This window comes from Streptomyces sp. NPDC056160, from assembly GCF_042268205.1.
Classification (GTDB): Bacteria; Actinomycetota; Actinomycetes; order Streptomycetales; family Streptomycetaceae; genus Streptomyces.
In genome coordinates this window covers 86516-110869 of sequence record NZ_JBHJUW010000008.1, presented here as the reverse complement: position 1 = coordinate 110869, position 24354 = coordinate 86516, and the positions used below count along the sequence as shown (strand labels likewise).

The 24354-nt window shown below is 72.4% G+C and carries 24 protein-coding genes, 1 tRNA gene and 1 pseudogene; 13 read left to right on the top strand and 13 right to left on the bottom strand.

Going from position 1 to position 24354, the window contains the following annotated elements; all coding sequences use genetic code 11:
- The coding region (locus ACFC02_RS05020; RefSeq protein ID WP_376352292.1) for an acetyl-CoA carboxylase biotin carboxyl carrier protein subunit at positions 1-471 on the top strand (471 nt) is incomplete at its 5' end.
- A gap of 60 nt (positions 472-531) precedes the next feature.
- Here ACFC02_RS05020 and ACFC02_RS05015 read toward each other — a convergent pair.
- Positions 532-1791: an MFS transporter gene (locus ACFC02_RS05015; protein ID WP_376352290.1), complete on the bottom strand. Its 1260-nt coding sequence runs from the start codon at positions 1789-1791 to the stop codon at positions 532-534.
- A 56-nt stretch (positions 1792-1847) separates the two neighbouring features.
- Between ACFC02_RS05015 and ACFC02_RS05010 the strand changes: the two genes are divergently transcribed.
- Together ACFC02_RS05010 and ACFC02_RS05005 are read left to right on the top strand one after the other, a co-directional pair.
- Positions 1848-2732, top strand: a complete 885-nt coding sequence (locus tag ACFC02_RS05010) for a winged helix-turn-helix transcriptional regulator (protein ID WP_376352288.1) — start codon at positions 1848-1850, stop codon at positions 2730-2732.
- Positions 2733-2812: 80 nt separating this feature from the next.
- Positions 2813-3469: a TOPRIM nucleotidyl transferase/hydrolase domain-containing protein gene (locus ACFC02_RS05005; RefSeq protein ID WP_376352286.1), complete on the top strand. Its 657-nt coding sequence runs from the start codon at positions 2813-2815 to the stop codon at positions 3467-3469.
- 137 nt (positions 3470-3606) lie between these two features.
- Here ACFC02_RS05005 and ACFC02_RS05000 read toward each other — a convergent pair whose 3' ends face one another.
- A complete protein-coding gene (locus tag ACFC02_RS05000; RefSeq protein ID WP_376352283.1) occupies positions 3607-5058 on the bottom strand; it encodes an amidase in 1452 nt (483 codons plus the stop codon).
- A 128-nt stretch (positions 5059-5186) separates the two neighbouring features.
- Here ACFC02_RS05000 and ACFC02_RS04995 point away from each other — a divergent pair, with 128 nt between their 5' ends.
- Positions 5187-5813 (top strand): TetR/AcrR family transcriptional regulator, encoded by a 627-nt coding sequence (locus tag ACFC02_RS04995; RefSeq protein WP_376352280.1) that lies wholly within the window; start codon positions 5187-5189, stop codon positions 5811-5813.
- A gap of 24 nt (positions 5814-5837) precedes the next feature.
- Here ACFC02_RS04995 and ACFC02_RS04990 read toward each other — a convergent pair whose 3' ends face one another.
- Positions 5838-6191, bottom strand: a complete 354-nt coding sequence (locus ACFC02_RS04990) for a hypothetical protein (protein ID WP_376352278.1) — start codon at positions 6189-6191, stop codon at positions 5838-5840.
- A 73-nt stretch (positions 6192-6264) separates the two neighbouring features.
- Between ACFC02_RS04990 and ACFC02_RS04985 the strand changes: the two genes are divergently transcribed.
- Complete coding sequence (locus ACFC02_RS04985) at positions 6265-6849, top strand: helix-turn-helix domain-containing protein (protein WP_376352275.1); 585 nt, start codon at positions 6265-6267, stop codon at positions 6847-6849.
- 132 nt (positions 6850-6981) lie between these two features.
- On the opposite strand, the gene ACFC02_RS04980 is transcribed toward ACFC02_RS04985, so the two are convergent.
- Positions 6982-7263, bottom strand: a complete 282-nt coding sequence (locus ACFC02_RS04980) for an Lrp/AsnC family transcriptional regulator (RefSeq protein WP_376352272.1) — start codon at positions 7261-7263, stop codon at positions 6982-6984.
- Between ACFC02_RS04980 and ACFC02_RS04975 the strand changes: the two genes are divergently transcribed.
- Complete coding sequence (locus ACFC02_RS04975; RefSeq protein ID WP_376352269.1) at positions 7144-8376, top strand: amidohydrolase family protein; 1233 nt, start codon at positions 7144-7146, stop codon at positions 8374-8376. The two genes, ACFC02_RS04980 and ACFC02_RS04975, sit on opposite strands and share 120 nt — an antisense overlap.
- Before the next feature lie 72 nt (positions 8377-8448).
- Here the strand turns inward: ACFC02_RS04975 and ACFC02_RS04970 are convergent, their stop codons facing one another.
- Complete coding sequence (locus ACFC02_RS04970) at positions 8449-8676, bottom strand: DUF5133 domain-containing protein (RefSeq protein ID WP_376352266.1); 228 nt, start codon at positions 8674-8676, stop codon at positions 8449-8451.
- Positions 8677-9113: 437 nt separating this feature from the next.
- Here ACFC02_RS04970 and ACFC02_RS04965 point away from each other — a divergent pair, with 437 nt between their 5' ends.
- From ACFC02_RS04965 to ACFC02_RS04955, 3 genes are all read left to right on the top strand, one after another.
- Entirely contained in the window at positions 9114-10430 is a 1317-nt protein-coding gene (locus tag ACFC02_RS04965; RefSeq protein WP_376352304.1) for a phosphatase PAP2 family protein, read from the top strand.
- A gap of 75 nt (positions 10431-10505) precedes the next feature.
- A tRNA-Met gene (locus ACFC02_RS04960) sits at positions 10506-10579 on the top strand.
- Between the two features lie 105 nt (positions 10580-10684).
- The gene (locus tag ACFC02_RS04955) at positions 10685-11353 is read left to right on the top strand and encodes a response regulator (protein ID WP_376352263.1); all 669 of its coding nucleotides are present in this window, start codon (positions 10685-10687) and stop codon (positions 11351-11353) included.
- Between the two features lie 9 nt (positions 11354-11362).
- On the opposite strand, the gene ACFC02_RS04950 is transcribed toward ACFC02_RS04955, so the two are convergent.
- The 5 genes from ACFC02_RS04950 to ACFC02_RS04930 form a co-directional block, all read right to left on the bottom strand.
- Positions 11363-12586, bottom strand: a complete 1224-nt coding sequence (locus ACFC02_RS04950; RefSeq protein WP_376352261.1) for a sensor domain-containing protein — start codon at positions 12584-12586, stop codon at positions 11363-11365.
- A gap of 170 nt (positions 12587-12756) precedes the next feature.
- Entirely contained in the window at positions 12757-14145 is a 1389-nt protein-coding gene (locus ACFC02_RS04945; RefSeq protein WP_376352258.1) for an FtsX-like permease family protein, read from the bottom strand.
- Positions 14145-14903 (bottom strand): ABC transporter ATP-binding protein, encoded by a 759-nt coding sequence (locus ACFC02_RS04940; protein WP_376352255.1) that lies wholly within the window; start codon positions 14901-14903, stop codon positions 14145-14147. The genes ACFC02_RS04945 and ACFC02_RS04940 overlap by 1 nt, the downstream gene beginning before the upstream one ends.
- 134 nt (positions 14904-15037) lie before the next feature.
- A complete protein-coding gene (locus tag ACFC02_RS04935) occupies positions 15038-15397 on the bottom strand; it encodes a hypothetical protein (protein WP_376352252.1) in 360 nt (119 codons plus the stop codon).
- Positions 15398-15653: 256 nt separating this feature from the next.
- Positions 15654-17246, bottom strand: coding sequence for an FAD-dependent monooxygenase (locus ACFC02_RS04930; protein ID WP_376352249.1), 1593 nt, complete (start codon positions 17244-17246; stop codon positions 15654-15656).
- Between the two features lie 6 nt (positions 17247-17252).
- Here ACFC02_RS04930 and ACFC02_RS04925 point away from each other — a divergent pair.
- A pseudogene (locus ACFC02_RS04925) lies at positions 17253-17665 on the top strand (UbiX family flavin prenyltransferase); the annotation flags it as partial.
- 377 nt (positions 17666-18042) lie between these two features.
- On the top strand, positions 18043-18480 hold the full coding sequence (locus ACFC02_RS04920) for a hypothetical protein (RefSeq protein ID WP_376352246.1): 438 nt from the start codon (positions 18043-18045) through the stop codon (positions 18478-18480).
- Between the two features lie 64 nt (positions 18481-18544).
- On the opposite strand, the gene ACFC02_RS04915 is transcribed toward ACFC02_RS04920, so the two are convergent.
- The gene (locus ACFC02_RS04915) at positions 18545-19207 is read right to left on the bottom strand and encodes a hypothetical protein (protein ID WP_376352243.1); all 663 of its coding nucleotides are present in this window, start codon (positions 19205-19207) and stop codon (positions 18545-18547) included.
- A 355-nt stretch (positions 19208-19562) separates the two neighbouring features.
- Here ACFC02_RS04915 and ACFC02_RS04910 point away from each other — a divergent pair, with 355 nt between their 5' ends.
- The gene (locus ACFC02_RS04910) at positions 19563-22157 is read left to right on the top strand and encodes an AAA family ATPase (protein ID WP_376352240.1); all 2595 of its coding nucleotides are present in this window, start codon (positions 19563-19565) and stop codon (positions 22155-22157) included.
- 124 nt (positions 22158-22281) lie between these two features.
- On the opposite strand, the gene ACFC02_RS04905 is transcribed toward ACFC02_RS04910, so the two are convergent.
- On the bottom strand, positions 22282-23307 hold the full coding sequence (locus tag ACFC02_RS04905) for a helix-turn-helix transcriptional regulator (protein WP_376352237.1): 1026 nt from the start codon (positions 23305-23307) through the stop codon (positions 22282-22284).
- Positions 23308-23425: 118 nt separating this feature from the next.
- Here ACFC02_RS04905 and ACFC02_RS04900 point away from each other — a divergent pair, with 118 nt between their 5' ends.
- The gene (locus ACFC02_RS04900; protein ID WP_376352234.1) at positions 23426-23836 is read left to right on the top strand and encodes a VOC family protein; all 411 of its coding nucleotides are present in this window, start codon (positions 23426-23428) and stop codon (positions 23834-23836) included.
- Between the two features lie 13 nt (positions 23837-23849).
- Here the strand turns inward: ACFC02_RS04900 and ACFC02_RS04895 are convergent, their stop codons facing one another.
- Positions 23850-24293 (bottom strand): MarR family winged helix-turn-helix transcriptional regulator, encoded by a 444-nt coding sequence (locus ACFC02_RS04895; RefSeq protein ID WP_376352231.1) that lies wholly within the window; start codon positions 24291-24293, stop codon positions 23850-23852.
- Positions 24294-24354 lie beyond the last annotated feature (61 nt).

Sequence of the window (24354 nt, the reverse complement as noted above, 5' to 3'; positions counted from 1 at the left end):
TCCAGCGACCCGTTCACGGTCCACACCCGCTGGATCGAGACCGAGTTCACCAACGACATCAAACCCTTCACCGCCCCCGCCGACACCGACACCGACGAGGACACCGGCCGCGAGACGGTCGTCGTCGAGGTCGGCGGCAAACGCCTGGAAGTCTCCCTGCCCTCCTCCCTGGGCATGTCCCTGGCCCGCACCGGCCTCGCGGCCGGCGCCAAACCCAAGCGCCGCGCCGCCAAGAAGTCCGGCCCCGTCGCCTCCGGCGACACCCTCGCCTCCCCCATGCAGGGCACCATCGTCAAGATCGCCGTCGAGGAAGGCCAGGAGGTCAAGGAAGGCGACCTCATCGTCGTCCTCGAAGCCATGAAGATGGAACAACCCCTCAACGCCCACAAGAACGGCACCGTCAAGGGCCTCACCGCCGAAGTCGGCGCCTCCCTCACCTCCGGCGCCCCCATCTGCGAGATCAAGGACTGAGGGCCCGTAGAGATCAAGGACTGAGGTCCCGTACGACCCCAGGCACGCGCAGGCGCCTGCTCAGGCCAGTTCGCGCATCCGGCGGACCGGGCTCGCCAGGAGGACCGCCGGGCTGACCGTCGAGAGCACGGCCAGGAGTGCGAGGGAGGCGCGGGTGCCCCACAGGGCGGCAGCGCCTCCCGCGGCCAGGGCGCCGAACGGGATCGCGCCCCAGGAGATGAAGCGGACCGTCGCCATCACGCGCGGCAGCAACTCCGGGGGCGTGGCGGTCTGCCGATAGGTACGGGTCACGATGCTCGTCACCACCACGGCCCCGGCGAAACCGCCGTTGCCCAGGGCGAACAGGCCGAGCGCGCCGGAGTGGCCGGCCAGGGGCAGCAGCGCCGCGAAGCACGGTGAGGCGAGCGCGGCCCAGCGCAGTGCCCGGCCGCTGCCCAGCCGGGCGACGATCCGGGGTGTCAGCGCCGCACCGATCAGGGTGCCGACGCCCTCGGTCGCGATGAGCGCACCGACCAGGGCGGGCGGGGCGCCGAGCGTGTCGACCAGGAAGACCGGGGTGAGCGCCATCAGGCCGCCGCAGACGAAGTTGACGGCGGTCGCGTCCGCCGCGCAGGGGCCGATGACGGGGTGGCGGGTGACGTAGCGCCAGCCCTCGCGGATCATCTCGCCCATGCCCCGGCGCGGCCCCTCCTGCGCGGGGTGCGCGACCTGGGGCAACGTGCCCATGAGCACGGCCGAGACGACGTAGCTCACCGCGTCGACCACGACCGAGGCCGCCGCGCCGAGCACCTGGACCAGCACGCCACCGAGGGAGGGGCCGCCGAGCTGGGTCGCCGCCCTGGTGCCCGAGGTGAGGCTGTTGCGCGCGGTGAGTTCGTCCTTGCTGACCAGGGAGGGCAGGAACGTCGAGTTGCCGACGTCGAAGACGACGGACGCCAGTCCGACCACGAGGGCCACCACGATCAGCTGCGTCAGGCCCAGGACGCCGAGCGCTGCAGCCGCCGGAACGGAGGCGACGGCGACGGCGCGGACCAGGTCCATCGCCACCTGCGTCCCGCGCAGCGGCAGACGGTGCACGAGGACCCCGGCCGGCAGGCCGATCAGCAGCCACGAGGCGAACGAGGCGGCCGTGATCAGGCTGACCTCGAACGCCGAGGCGTGCAGCACCAGGACCGCGAGCAGCGGCAGAGCCACCGACGTCACGGCGTCACCGACCCCGCTCACCGTGGAGGCGCCCCAGTACCGCCAGAAGACCGTCGCGCGTGCCGCACCGTCGTGCCGTTCTTGCTCCTCGTCCCGCTCCTGCGTCACCGTCGTCATGCCTGCCCCCTGCGAGCGAGTGAGTCTCTTTAGGGAACTGACTATACTCATGGATCATGCGATACACAGAGCTGGGCGACCCGGACTGCGCGATCGCGCAGGCGCTGACGGTGGTCGGTGACCCGTGGACGCTGCTGCTCATCCGCGACGTCGCGGGCGGGACCCACCAGTTCGACGCGCTCCGCGACGGGCTCGGCATCAGCCGCAAAGTGCTGGCGGAACGCCTGAAGGGCCTGGTCGCCGACGGGGTCCTGGAAAAGCGCCTCTACAGACCGCACCCTCCGCGCTACGAGTACCACCTGACGCCGGCCGGCCGCGGGCTGCTCCCGGTACTCGTCGCCCTCCAGGACTGGGGTGCCCGCCACGTCATGGGCGACGGCGTCCTCTCGGCCACCAGCACGACCGACTCCGCCGAGACCCGGCGCGTGCACGCCCTGGTGGGCCGCAGTCTGCCCCCACTCGAACTCGCCGGCCCCGGTGGCGTGCCGGTCGACCCGGTCTCCGCGGAGCGGGCCTGGACGGTCCTGTACTGCTTCCCGGGGGCGTACGCACCCGGCGGGCACGACTACCCGCCGGGCTGGGGCGGGATCCCGGGCACCCGCGGATGCACCCTGGAGTCGTGCACGTATCGCGACCGGATGGCGGACTTCGCGGAGCGCGACGCGAGGGTGCACGGAGTCAGCACCCAGCGCCCCGACCAGCTCGCCGCCTTCGCGGAGCACGAGCGGATCGCGTTCCCTCTGCTGTCCGACGCCGACCTCCGGCTGGCCGCGGCACTGCGGCTGCCCACCTTCCGCGCGGCGGGCGTGGACCGGCTCAAGCGACTCACCCTCGTCCTCGACTCCTCCCGCACGGTGCGCGGCGTGCTGTACCCGCTCGACGATCCGGCGGGTTCCGTCGACGACGCCCTGGCGCTCGTGGACTCACTGGCCGGTACGTGACGGTCCCGCCGGGCGCCGGGGAAACACGCGTGCGTGCGGGGTCGCGGCCGTGCCACGATGGCGGCGGGAAGCGAGGTCTCGTGGACGAGTCGGGACGACGGTTCAGTGCGGCGGCAGTCGCATGGGCGGCCGGCGGGGCGGAGGCGGACGCGGCGGCGGCCAGGGCACGGGAACTGGCCGACGGCGTGCGGACGGTCGTGCTCGTCGAGGGGGACAGTGACCGAACGGCGCTGGAGGCACTGGCCGGGCGGTCCGGCCGCGACCTCGGCGCGGAGGGCGTCGCGGTGGTTCCGCTCGGCGGTGCGACGAACATCGGCCGCTTCCTGGACGTGTGCGGCCCTTCGGGCCTCGGCCTGCCGCTGGCCGGTCTCTGCGACATCGGCGAGGAGCGGCATTTCCGGCGCCATCTGGAGCGGGTGGGGCTGGGCACCGGGCTCGGACGCGCCGGACTGGAGGAACTCGGGTTCCACGTGTGCGTGGCCGACCTGGAGGACGAACTGATCCGGGCACTCGGGGCCGACGGGGTGCGGCAGGTCATCGAGGCGCAGGGCGAGACGCGCCCCTTCCGCACCTTCCAGGGCCAGCCCGCCCAGCGGGAACGGCCCGTGGAACACCAACTGAGACGCTTCATGGGCACACACAGCGGCCGCAAGGCGCTGTACGCGCGTGCCCTGGTCGAGCACCTGCCCCCGGAACGCGTCCCCCGGCCGCTGGAACGCCTCCTCACACACGTATGAGCCGGTCCACCGGCCACCGCCGGCCACACCTCGTCACCCGCCCGCCCCACCGGGCCTCGGCCCGCCGCTCGTTCCGCGTCGGGCCGGGCACCTGAGCGTCAACGCACCCGCGGTCCGGGGGAGTTCTGAGGTGGTCCTCAGTCATCCGCCTGATGTCCCGCCCACACCACAGGGGTGCGTTCCCGCCACGGGCTTGCCTGTTCGAGTTGGGCGGCGAGACGGAAGAGACGGTCTTCGCGCCCGTAGCCGGCGGCGAACTGCATGCCGACCGGGAGTCCCGTCCCGGTGTCGGCCGTGACCGGTACGGACATGGCGGGCGTGCCCGCGACATTGAAGACCGTGGTGAACGGGGAGAGGTCGAAGAGGCGGCGCAGCCAGCCGAGGCCGTCCAGTGCCTCGGCGCCCTCGGCATGGGTGCCCAGGGGCACGGGCAGGTCCGGCAGGGTCGGGGTGAGCAGCAGGTCGTAGGCGTCGAAGTACTGTGCCAGGCTCCGGGCGACGCGGTTGCGGACCGCGAGCGCGCTGACGAACTGGGCGCCGCCGACCCGCTGCCCGTAGTGGTAGCTCGCCAGGACGGGCGGTTCGAGGGTCGTGGAGTCGACCGGCCGGCCGAGGGCGGCGGCCAGCTCGTCGACCTGGGCCGTGAGGTTGGCCGTCCACTGACGCGCGCCGGCCAGGACGAACTCCTCCCAGTCGACCCCGAGGCCGGCCTCGGTCTCCTGCACCCGGTGACCGAGGGATTCGAGCAGCCGTACGGTGCGGGAGAGCGCGTCGGTCACGGGCACTGTCGTGCGGTGTCCTCCCCACGCCTGGCCGAGGACACCGATGCGCAGCGAGCCGGGGTGGCGGGTGACTTCCTCCGCGTACGGCCTCGCGGGTTCCTGGGCGAAGTAGGGGTCCCCGGGCTCCGGACCACGGATCTGGTCGAGCAGTGCCGCACTGTCGCGTACGGTGCGGCTGACGCAGCCCTGGACGGCCAGGCCGTTGAAGACCTCGTCGAAGTCGGGGCCCGCGGAGATGCGGCCACGGGTCGGTTTCAGCCCGAAGAGCCCGTTGCAGGCCGCGGGTATGCGGATCGAACCGGCGGCGTCGGTGGCATGTGCCAGCGGGACCACCCCGGCGGCGACGGCCGCGCCCGCGCCCCCGCTGGACCCGCCCGCGCTCCGCTCCGGGTCCCACGGGTTGCGGGTCGCGCCGTACAGCGCCGGTTCCGTCGTGTTGCTGTAGGCCATCTCCGGTGTCGCGGTGCGCCCGAACGTCACGAGGCCGGCCCGGCGCAAGCGCCGCATCAGGAAGGAGTCGGCGCGGGCGACGAGTCCGGCCGCGAGGCGGCTGCCCAGCTCCATGCGCCGGCCGGCCATGGTGACCCCGATGTCCTTGATCAGGAAGGGCACCCCGGCCAGCGGTGCGCTGCCGGGGGCGGGCTCGTCGTCGGTCGGCCAGGTCTCCACGACGGCGTTGATCCGCGGATCGACCGCCCGTGTGGCCTCGCGTGCGGCCGCCTCCAGTTCGGCGGGGGTCACCTCGCCCCGGGCCACGAGATCCGCGAGCCCCACCGCGTCGAACTTCACGTACTCGGTCACTTTCACTGCCACTCCCGGTGGGCCAGACGATACCAAGGAGTCCTGCACGATACCGAGCGGTATCGTACGGAACGGACTGGTACCGTAGCAGGGCACGTCAGGCCCCACAACCGACCGGATTCCACGGAGCAGTCATGCCAGCGACCGCCAGAAGACCGAGCAGGGTGGCGAAACTGCCGCCGCGTGAACGCATCCTCGACGCGGCGGAGGAGCTATTCCAGAGCGAGGGGATCCGGCGGGTGAGCGTGCAGGCGATCGCCGAGAAGGCCGAAACCACCAAGATGGCGATCTACCGGCACTTCGACACGAAGGACGCGCTGGTCGCGGAGTGGCTGCGGATCGTCGCCGCCGACTACCAGGCCGCCTTCGACCGGGCCGAGGCCGAACACCCCGGACGGCCCGCGGAGCAGATCCTGGCCCTGGCCCGCTTCATCGCCGACGGACTGCCGGCGCTCTCGCACCGGGGCTGCCCGTTCATCAACTCCCTCGCCGAGCTGCCCGACCGCGCCCACCCCGCACGGCAGGTGATCGAGCAGCACAAGGCCCGGCAGACCCGCAGGCTGGTCGGCCTGTGCACCGACGCGGGGCTGACCGACCCGGAGCAGGCCGCGGCCGAGATCACCTTCGTCCTCGAAGGCGCGCAGGTCAGCATGCAGAACGGGAGCATCGACCAGGTGGGGGACCGGCTGATGAGGATCGTGGCGGCGGTCGTGGACCAGCACCGCTCCCCCGCCACCACGCCCCGGGCGGCCACCGGCTGACCCCGGCGGCGCAAGGGAGTCGGGTCAGGAATTCCAGGGGCCGACGCGGTCCGGGCGGCGCAGTCGCTCCCCTGCGGTGGGCACGCCGAAGCCCCGGCCGCGTTCGGTGAGACGGCCGGCGACTGCGGCGCGGTGCTCGACGGGCTTGCGGTCGTCGTAGGTGAACCTGGCCCGTACGTCGCCGACTTCCAGGCGCAGGCCGCGGATCCCGGACAGCATGCGGCCGTAGGGCGGCCGGCCGGCCTCGACGGGTGCGTGGTCCCCCTCGGGCTGGAAGTGCGCCAGCCGGTGACGCAGCAGCGCGGCCTTGGCCTCGGTGCCGTGGGGCGGCAGCCTGTGGTCGCGCGGTATCGATGGAACGACCGTATGATACGCCAAACTGACCGCATTGCCCTCATCTGAACGACCGCGCGGTACATTGCACCGGTCCACTGACCGAGGAGGGGACCGGATGCCGGAGACCGATGCGGCCCTGCGCACGCTCGCGCACAACGTCCGGACGGCGCGCACCCGCGCGGGCCTGTCCCTGGACGAGCTGGGGCGGCGCGCCCAGGTCAGCAAGGGCGCCCTCGTGGCGCTGGAGAAGGCGCAGGGAAACCCGAACTTCGCCACCCTGGTGCGGCTGGCCGACACCCTCGGGATCTCCGTCTCCGCCCTGCTGGAGGGCCGGACCGAGAGACGCGTACGCGTCGTGGCCGCCGACGCGCTGACCCCGCTGTGGAGCGGACCGCGAGGCGGCGAGGCGCGGCTCATGCTGACCACCTCGGGACCCGCCCCGGTCGAGGTCTGGCGCTGGCGGCTGGAGCCGGGCGAGGAGTACCCGAGCCATCCTCACCAGGCCGGAGTCGTGGAGACCGTCAGCGTCACCTCCGGCCGGATGACGCTGGTCGTCGACGGCACCGAGCACCCGGTGGAAGCCGGCCAGACCGCCACCTTCGACGGCGACACGTCCCACACCTACCGCGGCGCGGGCACCGGGACCTGCCACCTGATCATGACGGTGCACCTGCCGCCCGGCCCCGGCGGCACGGTCTGACGTCCGCCGCGGCCGTGCTTGGAGTGCCGGAAGAGCCCGAACGGCTGCCCCGGCGCCCCCTCGCACCCCGCAGGGCCGCACATGACCAGATGACCGCATGAGCCCATGACCGGGCAGCGACGGGTCGCGGCCTCAGCAACGGGTGCCCGCGCTCGGCGGCTCGCTCAGGCGATCGCCGTCCACCCGGGTTCCGGCCTGTTTGACGTGGCGCAGGACGGGGCTGATCTCCATCGCCTCGACGCCGGGCAGGGTCCCGAGGCGGTCGCTGGTGAACTCGAAGAGCCCGTCGAGGTCGTGGCAGTGGACGGCGGCGTGGAGGTTGTGCGGTCCGGACACCGCCGCGGCGAACGCCACCTCGGGCATCCGCGCCATCGCCCGTCCGACGGCCTTGACCCTGGCCGGGTGGACGCGCATCCACAGGTTCGCCCGGGCCCGGTACCCCAGGGCCTGCGGTGCGATCTCCGCGTCGATGTAGGCCACACCACCGGAGAGCAGCGCGTGCAGCCGTCGCGACGCGCGGCCCGGGGTGAGGCCGGCCGCGGCCGCGAGGTCGGCGAGGTCGGCGAGGGCAGCCCGGGCGTCAGCGGCCAGGGCCGCGAGCAGTTGCTCGTCCTGGGCGCGCGGCCGCGCGGACTGCTCACGCACCACCGGCTGTTCGGTGAACGGTACGTCGCCGCCCCCGAGGGCCGACTCCTCCTGCGGAGTCAGGGTCCCGGCGAGGGCGGCCCAGTAGTGCCCCCGTCCGCCGATGAACTGACGGAGGATCACCGACATCTGGAGGTCGAGCACGGCGGCGGTGCGGGGAAGCCGGCGGCCGAGCAGATCGTCGCGCTGCTCCTGCGACCGGGAGCGCACCGCGCAGGTGACCTCGGACCCGGCGGCGCCCAGGGCGACCCAGCCGGCCGCTGCGGCGAGCGCCCGCTGGACGACCCGGCCTACGACGAGGTGCTGGCGACCGCCGCCGCGCTGCGAAGGCCGGTCTTCATCCACCCGCAGATCCCGCCGAAGGCGGTCCGCGAGGCGTCCTACAGCGGTTTCGGTCCGGCCCTCGACCTGGGGCTGGCCACCTTCGGCTGGGGCTGGCACGTCGAGGCGGGGGTGGCGGCGCTCCGGCTCGTCCTGCGCGGCACGTTCGACCGCCACCCGGACCTGCAGATCGTCCTGGGTCACCGGGGGGAGCTGCTTCTGTTCTGGCTCGACCGGGCCGACCGGCTCTCCGACCTCGCACCCCGCCTCCAGCGCCGGGTCTGCGAGTACTTCGCGACGAACATCCACGTGGCGACCAGCGGCATCCTGACCCCGCGGCTGCTGCGCCACGCGCTGGACCACACGAGCGCCGACCGCATCGTGCTGTCCGGGGACTACCCGTTCCACCGGATCGAAGCCGCGGCGGTCGCCGACCTCCTGCACACACTGCCCGAGGAGGACCAGCACAAGATCGCCCACGCCAACGCAGAGAAGCTCTACCGCCTCGCACCGGCTCCCTCGGTCAGCGACCTCCAGCGAGCGGGGACACGGCAGCGGTGACGTGAACGCCGCCCGTCGGCGGGGCGCGGCCCACGAGGGTACGGACGCGCCCCTCCCCCGGTCCCTCCCCCCTCAGACGGACAGGAGGGAGTCGTCCTGCGGGCGGGCGCCGGGGAGCTGGTGTCGGGCCGCGACGAGGGCGGCGTCGATGTCACGGGTCCCGGTGGACACGCACAGCGTGTACGCGAGGTCCTCCATACGCCGACGCACCTCCGGACTGCCGTCCTCGGCGTGCAGGATCCGCATCGTGTCGTACTGCTCGAGCAGGTTCCTCAGCACGGTGGGGTGTGCCATGAGCATCGGGATTCTCCCTCGTCGCGGTGATCCACAGGGGTCGTACGACGACCCGTGTGCCCCGGCCCCCCGGCTCCATTCCCCTCCGGCGACAGCACCCCGGGTGGACTCCTGACAGCACCTCTCATGGACTCCTGACAGCGCCCCATCGGGCTGGTCCACCGCCCGCGACGTCGAGGTCCCTCATCAAGCGCGGCAGCGCACGGCCCGGCGGCCTCCGGCAGCGGCGAAACCCGCCCACACCTGCCGTTAGCATGTTCGAACTCGCGGCGATCGCCCCGATCGCCCGGTCTTCACCGCAGAAGCGTACCGACCAGCACGATGAGCGACCTCTTTGTCCGACGTCTACCAAATGGGCCAAACAATTGAAGAACATACCGACACTGATATCCCCGCGGACCGACGGTGACCCCGACTCCGCGGCGTGGCGTCGGCCGCGGGTGATCCTGTGGGCCACGGCGAGTGTGGTGACCCTCGGATTCCTCGTCGCGCTGGAATGCGCCGCGCGCCACTACGGCCTGCGGGGGCCTCTCACCAACCAGGCGCGGGAGGTGATCTTCAATCCCAGTTCGGGCCCGCTGCTGTACGCGGGTCTGGCGCTGCTGATGGTGGTGCTCACCTGGCGGCAGCGGCTCATCGCGGCCGGTACGGCGGTCGGCATCGACCTCGTCTTCCTGCTGGTGCGGTGGGCAGCCGGCGCCCCACTGGAGTTCGGCAACGGCGCCCTGTGGGTGGTCCTCGGCTGTGCGATCCTCGCCGTCACCCGCCGCAGCGGCCGGGAGCGCGCACTGCTGCTGAAGGGCGTCGGGCTGGCCCTGCTGCTGGTGGCCGGGCACAAGACGGGCGACACCTGGCTGCTCATCACGTCGAAGACGCGTCCGCAGGTGCTCGACCAGTACGTGGCGACCGCCGATCACGCGCTGGGCAACCCGTCCTGGCTGGTGGGCCGGCTCGTCGAGGCCAGCGGATCGATCGGCTACCACGGTCTCCACCTCGTGTACGGCCAGCTCCCCCTGGCAGCGGCCATCGTCGGGCTGTACCAACTGCGTCACGTGGCCACCGAGCGCCGTTTCCCGGCCCACCACCTGGTCCGCACCTTCCTGGTCATCGGCTTGCTCGGGCCGGCCATATACATGATCTTCCCGGTGGTCGGACCGGTCTTCGCCTACGGCACCGACGGCGGTCACTGGGCGACGGCCGACCTGTGGCCCGGCACGATGCCGCCGATCGGCGCCCCGCACGCGATGCCGTTCGACGGGATCACCCCGCGCAACTGCATGCCGAGCCTGCACACGGCGTGGGCCACGACGCTCTTCATCCACTCCCGCAAGGGTTCACGGACGATGCGCTACGCCGGTGCGTTCTGGCTGGTGGCCACCCTCACCGCGACGCTGGGCTTCGGCTACCACTACGGCTGCGACCTGGTCGCCGGCGTCGTGTTCGCGCTCACCGTCGAGGCGGCGATGCGCGCGTTCGCCCGCGGCTGGGACCGCTCGGCCGTCCAGCTCATCTCCTACGGCGCCACGGTCTTCACCGCGCTCCTGCTGGCGTACCGCTGGCTCCCCCTGCAGATGGCCGACCTCCCGTGGCTCTACGGGCCGCTCCTGCTCCTGGCGATGGCCTCGGTGGTCCTCTTCTACCTGCGGACCACCAAGCGGTGGGATGCGCAGGAGACGCCGGTGCCGCTCCCGGGACAGCGATCCGCGCCGCCCCGGTCCCCGGAATCCCAGGCCGGCGAACCGCAACCCGAACTAGCGTGAGTCGTGCCGCCCCAGAGCGTGGACTGGACCCGGTTCGCCCTGGGCGGCCCGATGCCGTACAGTTCACCGTGTCGACGCGGGGTGGAGCAGCTCGGTAGCTCGCTGGGCTCATAACCCAGAGGTCGCAGGTTCAAATCCTGTCCCCGCTACGAAAGTGAAGGCCCGGTGTCCACCGGGCCTTCACTGTTGTGCGCGGCCGGGTCTTCTCCGCACACACCGGGCACCGAAGGCGGGACGCGTCCCATAATGGCGTCGTGATCGACAGCCGCCTGCGCGTAGTACTGGCCGAGGACTCCGTCGTGCTCCGCGACGGGATGGTGGAGCTGCTCGGCACCCGTGGATGCGAGGTGGTGGGCACCGCCGGCACCGCGCCCGACCTGCTCGCCGCCGTGTCCGAGCAGCGGCCCGACGTGGCCGTGGTGGACATCCGGATGCCGCCCACCCACACCGACGAGGGCATCCGGGCGGCCGTCGAGATCCGGGCGAGGACGCCCGAAGTCGGCATCCTGGTCTTCTCCCAGCACGTCGAAACCGCCTGGGCCTCCCGGCTCCTCGCGGACGGCGCGGCGGGCATCGGTTACCTGCTGAAGGAACGGGTCGCCCGTACCTCCGAGTTCGTGAGCGCGCTGCACCGGGTGGCCGCCGGGGGCACCGCCCTCGACCCCGAGATCGTCACCCGGCTGATGCGCGGCGGACGGCACCACGGGGTGGGCTCCCTGACGCCACGCGAACGCGAGGTGCTGGAGCTGATGGCGCAGGGCCACTCCAACCGGTCCATCGCCACCGTGCTGATGGTGTCGGAGCGTGCGGTGGAGAAGCATGCCGCCGCCGTCTTCACCAAGTTCGGCCTGCGCGCCTGCGACACCGACAACCGGAGGGTGAAGGCCGTCCTGGCGTATCTCGCGGAGAGCGGCGGGCGCTGAGACCCGCGGTCACAGGCGGGCCGGCAGCTCGGCGGTGACCACGGTGGGACCACCGTGCGGGCTGTCGACCCGCAGGACACCGTCGACCGCTGCGAGCCGCTGGGCCAGCCCGGTCAGACCGGTCCCGCCTCCGGGCGCCGCTCCACCGCGGCCATCGTCGCGTACGGTGAGCCGGACGCGGCCGCCGACCGCGCTCGCCGTGAGTTCGGCCGAGTGGGCGCCGCTGTGCTTGGCGACGTTGGTGAGCAGCTCGGCGGCGCAGAAGTAGACGGCGCTTTCGATCACGCGGTCCGGGCGCTCCCGGAGGTCCACCCGGACCGTGACCGGTACCGGCGAGGTCGCGGTGAGGCCGGGCAGCGCCTCGTCGAGGCCACCGTCCAGTGCCACCGGATGAATGCCCCGGGTGAGCTGGCGCAGTTCCGCGATGGTTTCGTCGGTCTGGCCGCGGGCGCGGTCCACCAGGCCGCGCAGGCGCCCGACATCCGGTCCGGCGGTGGGAGCGAGCGCGTCCCCGGCCAGTGACAAGGTGATGGCGAGGGCGACCAGCCGGGCCTGGGTCCCGTCGTGCAGGTCGCGTTCCAGTCTGCGGAGCCGGTCGGTGTTCTCCGTGAGAAGGGTGGCACGGGCGCTCTCCAGCTCCCTGACGCGCCGCTGGGCCCGGGCCGGGCCGAGCAGCAGCCGGGCCAGCCCCCGGTTTGCGTCGCTCAGCGCCCGGAGCGCGCCGGGCACCGCGGCCAGAAGCACCAGGCCCAGCAGGACGGAGGCGGCCTCCAGCCCGATTCCCGGGCGCGGGCCGGCTTGCAGCAGGCGGCCCCAGAGCGGGAAGCCGGTCAGCCAGAGGGAACCCGCGGGCAGCGCGACGGCCACGGCGAATCCGAGCACGCCGAGCGGCAGCCGGAGCACCAGGTAGAGCAACGTCCGCCAGGCGACCGGGTCGGTCAGCACCACACGGCACCGGGCGACCGCCCCCCGCGGACGAGGCAGTCCACCCGGTGCCTCGACGTACGAGCCGAGCAACCGGCCGACCAGCCTGCGGTGCAGCATGCCGAGCCCTCGTGCGCCGTGCAACGCGGCTGCCACGAACGGCAGGCCCAGCACGGTGAGCAAGAGCAGCGCACCCGCGTAGACGACGGCCAGCGCGTACGCACCCCCCAGCACCGCGAGCGGCAGCCCGGCGACGGCGAAGACCCACTCCCCGCCCCGCACGGACAGGCTTGGCCACCGCTCAGCCATGCCGAAGCCCCTCCGCCCCGGCCGGTCCGCCCGGGGCGGGCGGGCGTGTTCCTGCGACGGGCGACGGCAGGACCACGCGGACGGGGGACGTGCGTGATCTGGTGCCCCGCGCTACGGGCAGGGGTGTACGCGCGCGAGCCGCTTCCCCGTCCGCCGGCGCTCGGCGGCCCTCAGTCACGGCTGTCGCCCACCAGTTCGACGGCCGGGCCTCGTACCGCTCGCACCCCCGTGGCCAGGATGCCCGGCACGGTCAGGACGGCCGCGCCCGCCAGGGTCCACCCGCAGGCGGCCGACGGGACGGACGGCACCGCGGAGCCGGTCAGCGCCGTGCTGAACGCCGCCGCCGCGGCGCCCGCGACCCCGGCACCGAGCAGGATGCCCACCGCCGCGGTCAGCACCGCCTCCACGGCCAGCATGCGCATCAACTGCGGCCGGGTCGCGCCGACCAGCCGCAGCAGCGCGAACTCCCTGCGCCGCTCGGCGGTCACGGCGATCAGGGTGTTGACGGTGGAGACTGCGGCGAAGCACAGCAGCAGGCCCAACTCGGCCTGGCGCAGCCAGGCATCCGTGGCAGAGGTGACACTGGTCGTCGTCGCGGTCATGGCCGTATTCGTGTGCGCCACGTGCCCGGCAGTGCTTGTCATGAGCGACATCGTGCCCGAGAGTCCCACGAGCAGCGCGACCGGCACCACGGCGGACGACAGCCGCCGTGCGTACCCGCGCAGGTTGGCGTCGGCCAGCCACCCGGCTCCGGGTGCCAGCACGCGCACCGGTGCGCCCAGCACCGCCGCGAGGACGCGCCCCGCGAGCGGGCCGGCCAGGGCGACCGCGATCAGGAGCACCAGGGAAGCGAGCAGCGCCGCCTGCCCGGCCTTGTCCACCTGGTCCGCCGGACGGGTCGCGGCCAGTCGCAGCAGCAGGCCGCCGGCTGCCGCCGTGGCGACTGCGGCGAGCAGGCGCGGTACGCCGGTCCGCGCGTGCTCGGTCGAGTCAGCGGCGAGGGCGGCTGCGGGCGCCATCCGGGACACCCGCCGGACCGCCACGGCCGAGGCCACCAGGCCCACGGCGAGTGCCGCAACCGACGCCGCCAGCGCCGGTAGCGGAGTCCACGGCACCCGCACGTCCGGGGGCGCCATTCCCCGGTGCTGCAGCTCCGCGAGGAAACGACGGGCCGTGACCGTACCGGCGCACCAGCCCGGCACGGTCACCAGCAGCGTGGTCGCCACGACCTGGCCACGCACCAGCCGCCGGGTCTGGCGGGGTGTTGCCGCGACGGTGCGCAGCAGGGCCAGTTCGCGGTGCTGCCGGCGCAGAGCGAAGCCCAGCGCGTTGACCACGACGAAGAACGCGACGAGTACCGCGATCTCGCCGAAGGCACCGGCGATCACCTTCAGGCCCGGTCCCTCGGTCGGCCGCCGGGCAGCGGCCGGCGCCACGAGGTCGGCGGCCAGCAGCGAGCCGAAGAGCGTGACGGTGGCGACGGCGAGGAAGAGCGCGGTCGACAGGCCCACGAAGGCCGCCGGCCGCCGGCGCATCTGACCGAGGGCGATCGAGGCCATCACGGGCGACCGCCGAGCCGGCCCAGGCGCTCGGCGACCCGGTCGACGGTGGGCCGGTCCAGTTCGTCCACCACCAGGCCGTCCGCGAGCAGGAGGACCCGGTCCGCGTACGCGGCGGCGACGGGGTCGTGGGTGACCATCACGCAGGTCTGTCCGTCACGGTCCACACCGGCGCGCAGCAGGGCGAGGATCTCGTGGCCGGTGGCCCGGTCCAGGGCGCCGGTCGGCTCGTCGGCGAAGAGCACATGGGGCCGGGAGAGGAGGGCGCGGGCGATCGCGACCCGCTGCTGCTGGCCGCCGGACAACTGCCCGGGCCGGTGCCCCTCGCGCCCGGTCAGCCCGACCCGGGCGATCGCGTCCCGCACCCGGCTCCGGTCGGGCCGCTCACCTGCCAGCCGCCCCGGGAGCTCGACGTTCTGCGCGACCGTCATCGCCGGCATCAGGTTGAACGACTGGAACACGAACCCGACCCGGCTGCGCCGCAGTTCGGCGAGCCGCCGCTCGGGGAGCCGGGACACCTCCGTGCCGCCCCACCACACGGCTCCCCGGGTGGGACGGTCCATTCCAGCAAGGCAGTGCAGCAGCGTGGTCTTGCCGGACCCCGAGGGACCCATCACCGCCGTGTACGTCCCGGCCGCGAGGGTCAGCGACACCCCGCGCAACGCCCGCACGACGGCCGTTCCTCTCCCGTGGTCGCGGTGCAGGTCCTCGGCACGGGCGGCGACCGCCGGCCCGATGTCCGTCTCCGTATGAGCCATGCCCTCATCCTCGGCGGGCGGAACACGGCGGTCGATCGTGCGGTCCCCCGGATCCGGGGTTCGGGAAACCGCACCCCGGGCCCGGGGGACCACGCCGCGGGCCCGCCTGCGGCGCGAGGGCCGGTCCTACGGCGTCATGGACGGTCGGTGCCCGCCGCCGTTCGCGGACCGTCCTGCGGGAGGCGGGAGGCGATCGTCCCGTCCCTCCCGCAACCCGCGCGGGCTCCCTCCGGCCCGGGCTGCTCGCCGGTGGGCCGTTTGCCGCCCAGTGCCTTGCGCACCTGTGCCTTGCTCAGCCCGACCGCACGTGTGATGACTCGTGGGTCGATGCCGCGGGCGTGGGCGCCACGCATGGCCCAGTTGCGCAGGGCGACGTCCAGCCGCGTGCGTCGGCCGGCCAGGAGGCGTTGTATCAGTCGGGCGAGGCAGAGAAGGATGTGACCCTGCCACAGCTCGATGCGGTTCTGCGGTCCGGGGGCGGCGGGTGCGGCCAAGTGGAATCCCTTCCATCGACAAGAACACATGTCGACGGTGAGGGGACACTTGGCGTTGCTGCAAGAGCGCGGACCGGCCGTGGCCGGCGTGGCCGGAGGTGAACCGGTCGGCGTGGAACGGCACATGAGGCGGGGTAAGCGGCCACGTGGCCCGGGCGTGCCGGCCGGAACACGACGTGCCCAGCCGTGCGGCCGGAACTCGGGCAGCTGTCAGCGGGCGGTTCGCGCCCTTCGGCGTGCCCTCGTGTGACAGGAATCAGCTCACCGGCCGCTGCCCGGCCGCGGTTGCCGGTGTGCCGGCCCATCGGTGCAAGGTCTCTTCGAGGGTGGGGCCCGCGGGGGTGTCAGGGGTGTCGCAGGCCCAGGCCACCACACCGTCCGGCCGTACCAGCATCGCGGCCGGCGTCGCGTGGTCGCCGGTGTCGGTCACGACGCCCACGCGCCCCGTCCAGTCCTCGGCGAGGCGTGCGAACCTGCCGTCCGGTGTGCGGTCGAGCAGCAGGAACCCTCCGCCGTGGCCGTGGTCGGCCAGACGGGAGCCGTCCCGCAGCCACACGTCGGGGACGAACCGCCCGACCAACGGGTGGTCACCGGGCAGGTGGACGCGCTGGGTGACGCCGGAGATCCGTTTGACCGTGTGGGTCGCGCCCGCCTGGGTGCCCAGCAGGTCCGCGACGACCTTCCGGAGGGCGGCCGACTTGGCGTCCCCGCGCATGACCCCGGTCTGGGCCCGCGTCCAGTCCAGCACCCGGGCGCCGAGGGGGCGCCGCTCGGTGTCGTAGGTGTCGAGCAGCCCTTCGGGCGCCCACCCGGCGGTCACGGCGCCGAGCTTCCAGCCGAGGTTCATCGCGTCGCCGACCCCGAGGTTGAGCCCCTGGCCGCCGAACGGCGAGTGCACGTGCGCGGCGTCGCCGGCCAGGAGCACGCGCCCCGACCGATAGGTCGCGGCCTGGCGGGCGTTGTCGGTCCAACGGGTCGCGGTGCCGTGCAGCGCGGTGAGGGTGACGTCGGTGCCCGAGACCCGGCGCAGGCTGGCCTGCATCTCCTGGAGGGTGACGGGCGCCGCACGGTCGGCGGGAGTGACCTCGAACTCGACGGTGACCACTCGCCCCGGCTGCGGCCCGCAGCGGTAGGCCCCCTGGGTCGACCACGTCCATCCGTCGGCGAGTTTCTCCGGGTCGGCGATGTCGGCGACCGCGACGCGCCCTGTCAGTTCGGGCTCGGTGCCGGGGAAGGCGAAGCCCGCGAGGCGGCGTACGGTGCTGCGGCCGCCGTCGCACCCGACCAGCCAGCCCGTGCGCATCGTGCCGGCGGTGGTGTCGACCAGTACGCCGTCGCCGGTGTCTTCGAGCGCGGTGGCCTCCACCCCGCGCCGCAGCGGTACGCCGAGCCGTGTGACGTGATCGGTCAGGATCGACTCCAGCTCACGCTGGGGCACCATCCTCGCGCCGGCGACGGCGGTGTGCGCGGCGAGGTCGGGATCGGACCAGTCGACGAGGCCGGCGTCGAGGACGAGGCCGGCGAAATGCCCGGTGAACCGCGGCACACCCGCCCTGCGACCGTCCTCCGGCTGCCGGTCGGCGCGCGGGCGGGCCAGCGGGCCCACCCGTTCGAGGAACTCTCGCTGCGCCTGTTCGGCGGCGGGCAGCAGGCCGCGGCGGTCGAGAGCCTCGGCCGTCGGCACGTTGATCCCGCCCGCCTTCATCGCCGGGTCCGGCTCGGCCCGTCGTTCGATTATCTGCACCCGCGCTCCGCAGAGCGCCAGTTCCGCGGCGAGCACGAGCCCCACCGGCCCGGCACCCACCACGGTCACGTCCATGTCCTGGCTCACATTCCTGTTCACGAACATCGTTCTATGCACGAACGTCGTTCGTGTCAACTCGACGACGATCCGGCCGGCGCGGTCGGCGCCGGTCCGCGCACCGGGGCGATCCTCGGGATCCGGCTGCTGGAGGCGCTGCGTGCGCTGGCCGGGCTGGAGACACACCTCATCCTCAGCCGGTGGCCCGCACCACGATCGAGCTGGAGACGGACCGCACGGTACGGGACGTGCGCGACCTCGCCGATGTCGTGCACCGTCCGGGGGACCAGGCCGCCGCCGTGTCGTCGGGCTCGTTCCGGACCGATGCCATGGTCGTCGTTCCGTGCAGCATGAGGACGCTCACCGGCTTCCGGGCCGGGTACGCGGACGGACTCGTCGGCCGGCCCGCCGACGACGCCCTCAAGGAACGCCGCCCGCTCGTCCTGGCGCCCCACGGGACCCCGCTGCATAGAAGCGGTCGAACAGCTCGTCGATGATCGCCCGCAACCTCTTGGCCGTGTCCTGCGCGCTCCACGCGTCGTGCGCTCGCATGCCCAGCTCCATGCTCTGAGCTACGCCGCAATGGCCGTCAACTGCCTCTGGAGGCAGGGGCGTTGCTCTGCCGTTCCTGCGCCGTCGAGGCCCTGCGCCCGGCCGGACCTCCCGTGTCGTCGAGCACGCTCGGACGAAGACCGCCCGCCGCGCCCGATTCGCGCCGCGGAGCGGCTGTACGGGGGAAAAGGCTGACGTCACAGCGTGCCACGTGATCGTCCGGGGCCTGCCGTCGCCATCCTTGCCACGGAAAGTCAGGACGCGGCACCAGGGACGACGAAAGGTCGGTCGAATGAAGCTCACGAGGCGATGTGCCACGATCAGCATCGCCGCGGCGGCAGCGGTGCTTTTCAGCAGCGCCGGTGCCCAGGCGCAGGGCGACGGAGGACTTCTCTCGCTTCTGGGCGGCAGGTCGCTCATCGAAGCCTGCTCCCCGAAGGGGCAGCTCCGGGTGGGAGACGACTGCCTCGCCGCACGGAACAACAACAATAACAATAACAACAACGGAGCTGGAGCGAACAACAACAATAACAACAACAACGGCGACGGCAATGTGAACAACAATAACAATAACAATGCCGGCACCCAGGCCCAGGGTGACAGAGGACTCCTCTCGATTCTGAGCGGCATCTCACTCATTCAGGTCTGCTACCCGATGGGGCAGGTCGGACAGGGGAACACCTTCACCGGAACCCAGAACGTCAACTGTAGCCAGAACGCGGGATCGTAAGCCTGGCGGAGCCGCACAAACGCAAGTCCGGCCGGGTGCCACCACCCGGTCGGACCGCTGAAGTTCAGCCGTTGTTGTTGTTATTGTTGTTGTTCCCGCCTCCGCCGTTGTTGTTGTTATTGTTGTTGTTGTTCCCGCCTCCGCCGTTGTTGTTGTTATTGTTGTTGTTGTTCCCGCCTCCGCCGTTGTTGTTGTTATTGTTGTTGTTCGCGCCTCCGCCGCCGTTGTTGTTATTGTTGTTGTTGTTCGCGCCCCTCCCTCCGTTGTTGTTGTTATTGTTGTTGTTGTTGTTTCCGCCTCCGCCGTTGTTGTTGTTATTGTTGTTGTTCCCGCCCCTGCCTCCGTTGTTGTTGTTGTTGTTATTGTTGTTGTTCCCGCCCCTGCCTCCGTTGTTGTTGTTGTTGTTGTTGTTCGCCCGCCTGCCGCCGTTGTTGTTGTTATTGTTGTTGTTGTTGTTGTTGTTGTTCGCCCGCCTGCCGCCGTTGTTGTTGTTGTTGTTGTTGTTGTTGTTGTTCGCCCGCCTGCCTCCGTTGTTGTTGTTATTGTTGTTGTTGTTCGCCCGCTGGCCATTTCCACGTCCGTGGTTACCGTTGTCGTACGGCACCGACGCGTGAGTACCTGTGGGCTCCGGGGAGGCGAAGGCGGCGGAAGGGGCCAGAGCGCCACCCGCGGCAATGGCTGCCGAGACGGTCAGCACGGCCGTACGCTTTGCGATGCGCTTGATCATGACGTTTTTCTCCGGTGAGTGCGATTGATTTCTGCCGGTCGGCCAGAATGTTTCGAATACGGAAAGTCTTTTCCGTATTGGTTCCAGCGGCGCGCGGCGGCCGACTCGCCGGGCGGCCCGGTACACGCTGGGCACACCCCGGTTCGATGCGCAATCCGCGAGGCCCGGGTTCTGGAACTCTTCCGTCAGCCTTCCACGCGCTGAACGGTGTCGCATCGGGTGGACGCCCCATGTTCCGCCCGGGCACACCCCACCTTTCGCCCCGCCGGTCCGTGGCTCCACCCGACCGGTCGGTGTGCCGTCCCCGGTCTGGATCTTTTGCGCGGCTCCGGCCCCGGGGGCAGACTGGCTGGTAATGGACCTGTTAGAGCGAGAGGCTGTGCTCCAGGACCTCGCCGGTCACCTGCAGGCGGCCGTAACCGGCCCTGGCGGCTTTGCCCTTGTGCGCGGCGAGGCCGGCATCGGCAAGTCCACCGTCGTGCACCGGCTGGCCCGGTCGGCGGATCCCCGCGTCAGGGTCCTGGTCGGCGCCTGCGACCTGCTGGCCACGCCCCGTCCCCTGGGCCCGTTGATGGACTTCGCTCCGCGCCTGGGGCGGCCCGTGCGCACCGCCCTGACCGGAGCGCTGGCCGGGACCTGCCGGTCCGACGAGGTCTTCGACCACCTCCTCGCCGACCTGAGCGGCTGCCCCAGCCTGCTGGTCGTGGAGGACATCCACTGGGCCGACGAGGCCACGATGGACCTGCTGCGCTACCTGGCCCGGCGCCTGCCGGGCGTCCCCGCGCTCGTGGTGGCCACCTACCGCGACGACGAGATCGGTCGAACCCCTCACCTGACCGCGCTGCTGGGCACCCTGGCCCGCTATCCGTGGGTGTACCGGCACGACCTGGCCCCACTGAGCCGCCGGGCCGTGGCCCGGCTCGCCGCGGGACACACCGTGGACGCCGAGCAGTTGTACCGCGTCTCCGGGGGCAACCCGTTCCTCGTCGCCGAGATCCTGGCCGCGCCCACCGAGACGATCCCGGCCACCGTGCGCGAGGCCGTCGCCGGTCGTCTCGTGGGCCTGTCGGCCCCGACACGCACGGTCGTCGACGTGTTGGCCGTCCTGGGGCACCGTGTGTCGCTGCCGCTGCTGACCGGCATCCTTCCCGGCGCGGAGAAGGGGCTCGAGGAGGCCGTGACCTGCGGCATCGTGCGCACCGAGGGACAGATCACCGAGTTCCGCCATGAACTCACCCGGCTGGCCGTGCTGGAGGCCGTACCCGCCGCCCGCCGGCTGCACGTGCACCGGCAGGTGCTGGCGGCCATGCGCTCGGGCGCCACCGCCGCGGACGACCTGGCGCTGCTGGCCGATCACGCCGAGGCCGCGCGGGATCCGGCCGCCGTGCTGGAGTACGCGCCCGCCGCCGCCGCGCGTGCCGCCGCGCTGGGCGCCCACCGGGAAGCAGCCGCCCAGTACGCCCGCGCCCTGCGCTACGCCGACGGTCTGCCGCCTGATCGACGAGCCTCCTTGCTGGAGGGACATTCACGGGCCTGTCTCCTCTCCAGCCAGCTGGACGACGGGGTCGCTTCTCGCCGCACGGCGGTGCGGCTGCGCCACGGGCTCGGCGACCGGCTGCGCGAAGGGGAGGACCTGCGCTGGCTGTCGAACTGGCTGTGGCCGGCCGGGCAGGCCGTCGAGGCCAGGCGGATCGGCCGGGACGCGGTGCGGGTGCTCGAAGGGCTGCCCCCGAGCCGGGAGCTGGCCTGCGCCTACCTGAACCTGTGTCAGCTGGCCTGCTACGGGCACGCTCCGGTGCCCGTGGCCGCCTCGTACGCCGAGAAGGCGATCGCGCTGGGGGAGCGCTTCGGCGACGCGGGCACGGTCGTCCAGGCGCGTTTCCACGCTGCGGCGGCACGGGTGCTGGGCGAGGGGGACGACTGGGAGGAGTGCGAGCGGGCCGTGTCGGACGCGATCGCGCAGGAGCTGCCGGTGGACGCGGCCCAGTCGGCGGTCGTGATGTCCTGGTTCACCGCACTGCGGCGTGATGTCGCCCGGAACAGCGAAGCGGTGAGCCGGGCGGAGGCCTACTGCCTCGACCGCGAGCTGCCGACCTACCTGCTGTGCACGCATGCCTGGGCCGGATGGGGACTGCTGAACCAGGGCTCCTGGCCTGAGGCCGCCGGTGCCGCGCAGAAGGTGCTGTGCCATCCCGGCTCCCCGCCGGTGGCCCGGGCGGTGGCGCTGGCCGTGCTGGCCCTCGTGCGGGCCCGCCGGGGCAGGGGTCAGGTGTGGCCGCTGCTGGAGCAGGCGGCGGGCCTGGTCGACTCGGACTGCCTGCTGGACACGGGTCTGGAGTGGGAGGCCCGGGTGGAGGCGGCCTGGCTGGCCGGTGACCACGAGCGGGTGCAGGCCGAGGCACGCCGCGGCCTGGCCGCACTGGAGGAGCGCGACCACCCTTGGCTGTCCGGCCCGCTGGCCTGCTGGATCCGCCGCGCGGGGGGAACGCCGCCGCCGGTCCCGGCGGCGGAACCCTACGCGCTGGAGCTGGCCGGTGACGTGGCCGGCGCCGCGGAGCGCTGGGACGGACTCGGCTGCCCGTACGACGCCGCGCTGGCCCGGTTGTCCGGCGGCGACGCTCCCGCACTGCACCAGGCCCTGGCGGCCTTCGAGGTACTCGGCGCCCGGCCGGCCGTGGCGCGCACCCGCGCCCTGATGCGCGCCCGCGGTGTCCGCCCGGTCCGCCGTGGCCCGCGGGCGGCCACCCGGGCCAATCCCTACGGGCTGACCAACCGTGAGCTGGACGTCCTGAAGCTGCTGAACGAGGGCCTGTCGGACGCCGAGATCGCCGCCCGCCTCTACATCACCCCCAAGACGGCCGGACATCACGTGGGCGCGGTCCTGAACAAACTCGGTGTCCACACCCGCCACGAGGCCGCCCGCAAGCTGCACCACTCCGAGCGCCGGTAGGAGGCCGACCGGGGTCGGTCCGGCAGGACAGTGGACATCCCGGCGACGGAACCTCGGCCCTCCCCTCCCCCGGTCGCCGCCGGCGTCGGGCCCGTCCCTCCGCCTGCCGACCGGCACCGTGGCTTCAGGTGCGGCGGGCACCGGCCGCCAGGCGGTCGGCGAGCGCGGTGACTAGGTCGCGCAGTTCGTCCGGGCGTTCGATGACGAACGGCCGGTCGAGTGCGGCCAGCACCCCGGGCAGCCAGTCCAGCCGTTCCGCCCGCAATTCGACACGGAACCAGCGGGCGGCCGCCGGGTCCGCGTCCGTCGCCGGCTCCTGCTCCTGCTCCTGCTCCTGCTCCTGCTCCTGCTCCTGCTCCTGCACTGTGGCGATGTGGGCGGGGAGCCGGGCGCGGATCTCCTCGATCGTCCCGTGGACGCGCAAGGTCACCTCGTGCCGGTATACCGCGGTGGCGAAACCGGTCAGGACACGCCGTGCCGGGTCGGCGCCGTCGGGCGCCTCGAACGATCCGGGCAGGATCCGCGCGTCGGTGATGCCGTCGAGGCGGAAGGTCCGGTCCTCCCCGATGCCGGGATCGGCACCGGTGACGTACCAGCGTCCCGAGTGGGCCACGAGCCCGTACGGGTGCAGCGTGCGCTCGCTGCGCCGGCCCCGGCGGTCGGTGTACCTGATCGAGAGGGGCCGGCGGTGGCGAACCGCGTCGGCGACGGCCAGCAGGACCGCGGCGTCGGGCGCGGCGAAGTCGCCGGGCGGTGCCGTGAAGGCGAGGGATTCCAGCACCGCGTCGAGGCGGCGGGCGAGGCGCTCGGGCAGCACCCGCCGGATCTTCGCCGCCGCAGTCTCACTGGCGGTCGCGGTCGTCACCGCCGGTCCGGACCGGCGGGCGACGGCCAGGCCGAGCGACACGGCGAGCGCCTCGTCGTCGCTGAGCATGAGCGGGGGCAGGCGGTAGCCGGGCGCGAGGCGGTAACCGCCGTAGCGGCCGCGCACCGCCTCGACCGGCACATCCAGGTCGATCAGGTGGTCGACGTACCGGCGCACGGTGCGCGGGTCGACGCCGAGCCGGTCGGCTAGTTCGGTCATGGTCCGGGTGCCGCCCGACTGCAGCAGTTCCAGAAGGGTGAGCACACGGCCGGTGGGTCGGGACATGAGGCGGAGTCTACGGACAATACTGGACCGATTCTGTCCTCTATCTGTTCTACCTTCGACTACGTCACCGACCACCGGTCGCTCAGGACGGGCTTCCGGTCATGCAAGGGAGAACACCATGGACTTCGTCTCGGTTCGCATCATCAGCGGCGACGTCGCCGCCCTCGTCGCCTTCTACGAGAAGGCCACCGGAACTGCGGCGGTCTGGTCCACCGAGGACTTCGCCGAACTCAAGACCCCCACGGCGACCCTCGCCGTCGCCGGCACCCGGACCGTCCCGCTCTTCGCGCCGGGCTCCGCCCGCCCGGCCGACAACCACAGCGTGATCATCGAGTTCCTGGTCGACGACGTCGACCAGGTGCACCGGAACCTGACCGGCCTCGTCAGCGACTTCGTCGCCGGCCCCACCACCATGCCCTGGGGGAACCGGTCGCTGCTGCTGCGGGACCCGGACGGCAACCTCGTCAACTTCTTCACGCCGGTCACCCCGGAAGCCGTCGCGAAGTTCAGGCGGGGGCGCCGGGCGTAGCGGCGCCCCCGGATCAGCCTGTCGGCATGCCGATCCGGTCGCGTTCGAGCGCGGAACGAAGCTCCGAGAGCGCCTGGGCCACGAGGGCCGTGCGGGCGCTTCCGAAGGTGTCCCGGACCAGTTCGGCCAGCCGCTCGGTGAAGGTTCGCTGCGCCGCCTCGACCAGCCCCGCGCCGTCGTCGGTCAGGGCCAGCAGCGATGAGCGGCGGTCCGCCGGGTTCGGCTGCCGGACGACCCAGCCCCGTTTCTCCAGGCGGTCGACGCTCTTGCTGGTCGCCCCGATGCCGATGGCGAACACGGTGGCGAGGTCGGCCACCCGGCACCCCGGGTGGTCCCGGATGTGGCGCAGGAACTCGTACTGCGAGGTGACGATGCCGTGCTGCTCGCGGAGCCGGTCGTTCAGGGCGTTGTAGAGCCGCGTCTCACAGCGGACGAGGTCGTCGAAGAAGCCCGCCATGCCGTCAGGGTCATCGCATCGATCAGAACCGTCAACAGATTTATATGCCATGGCATATAGT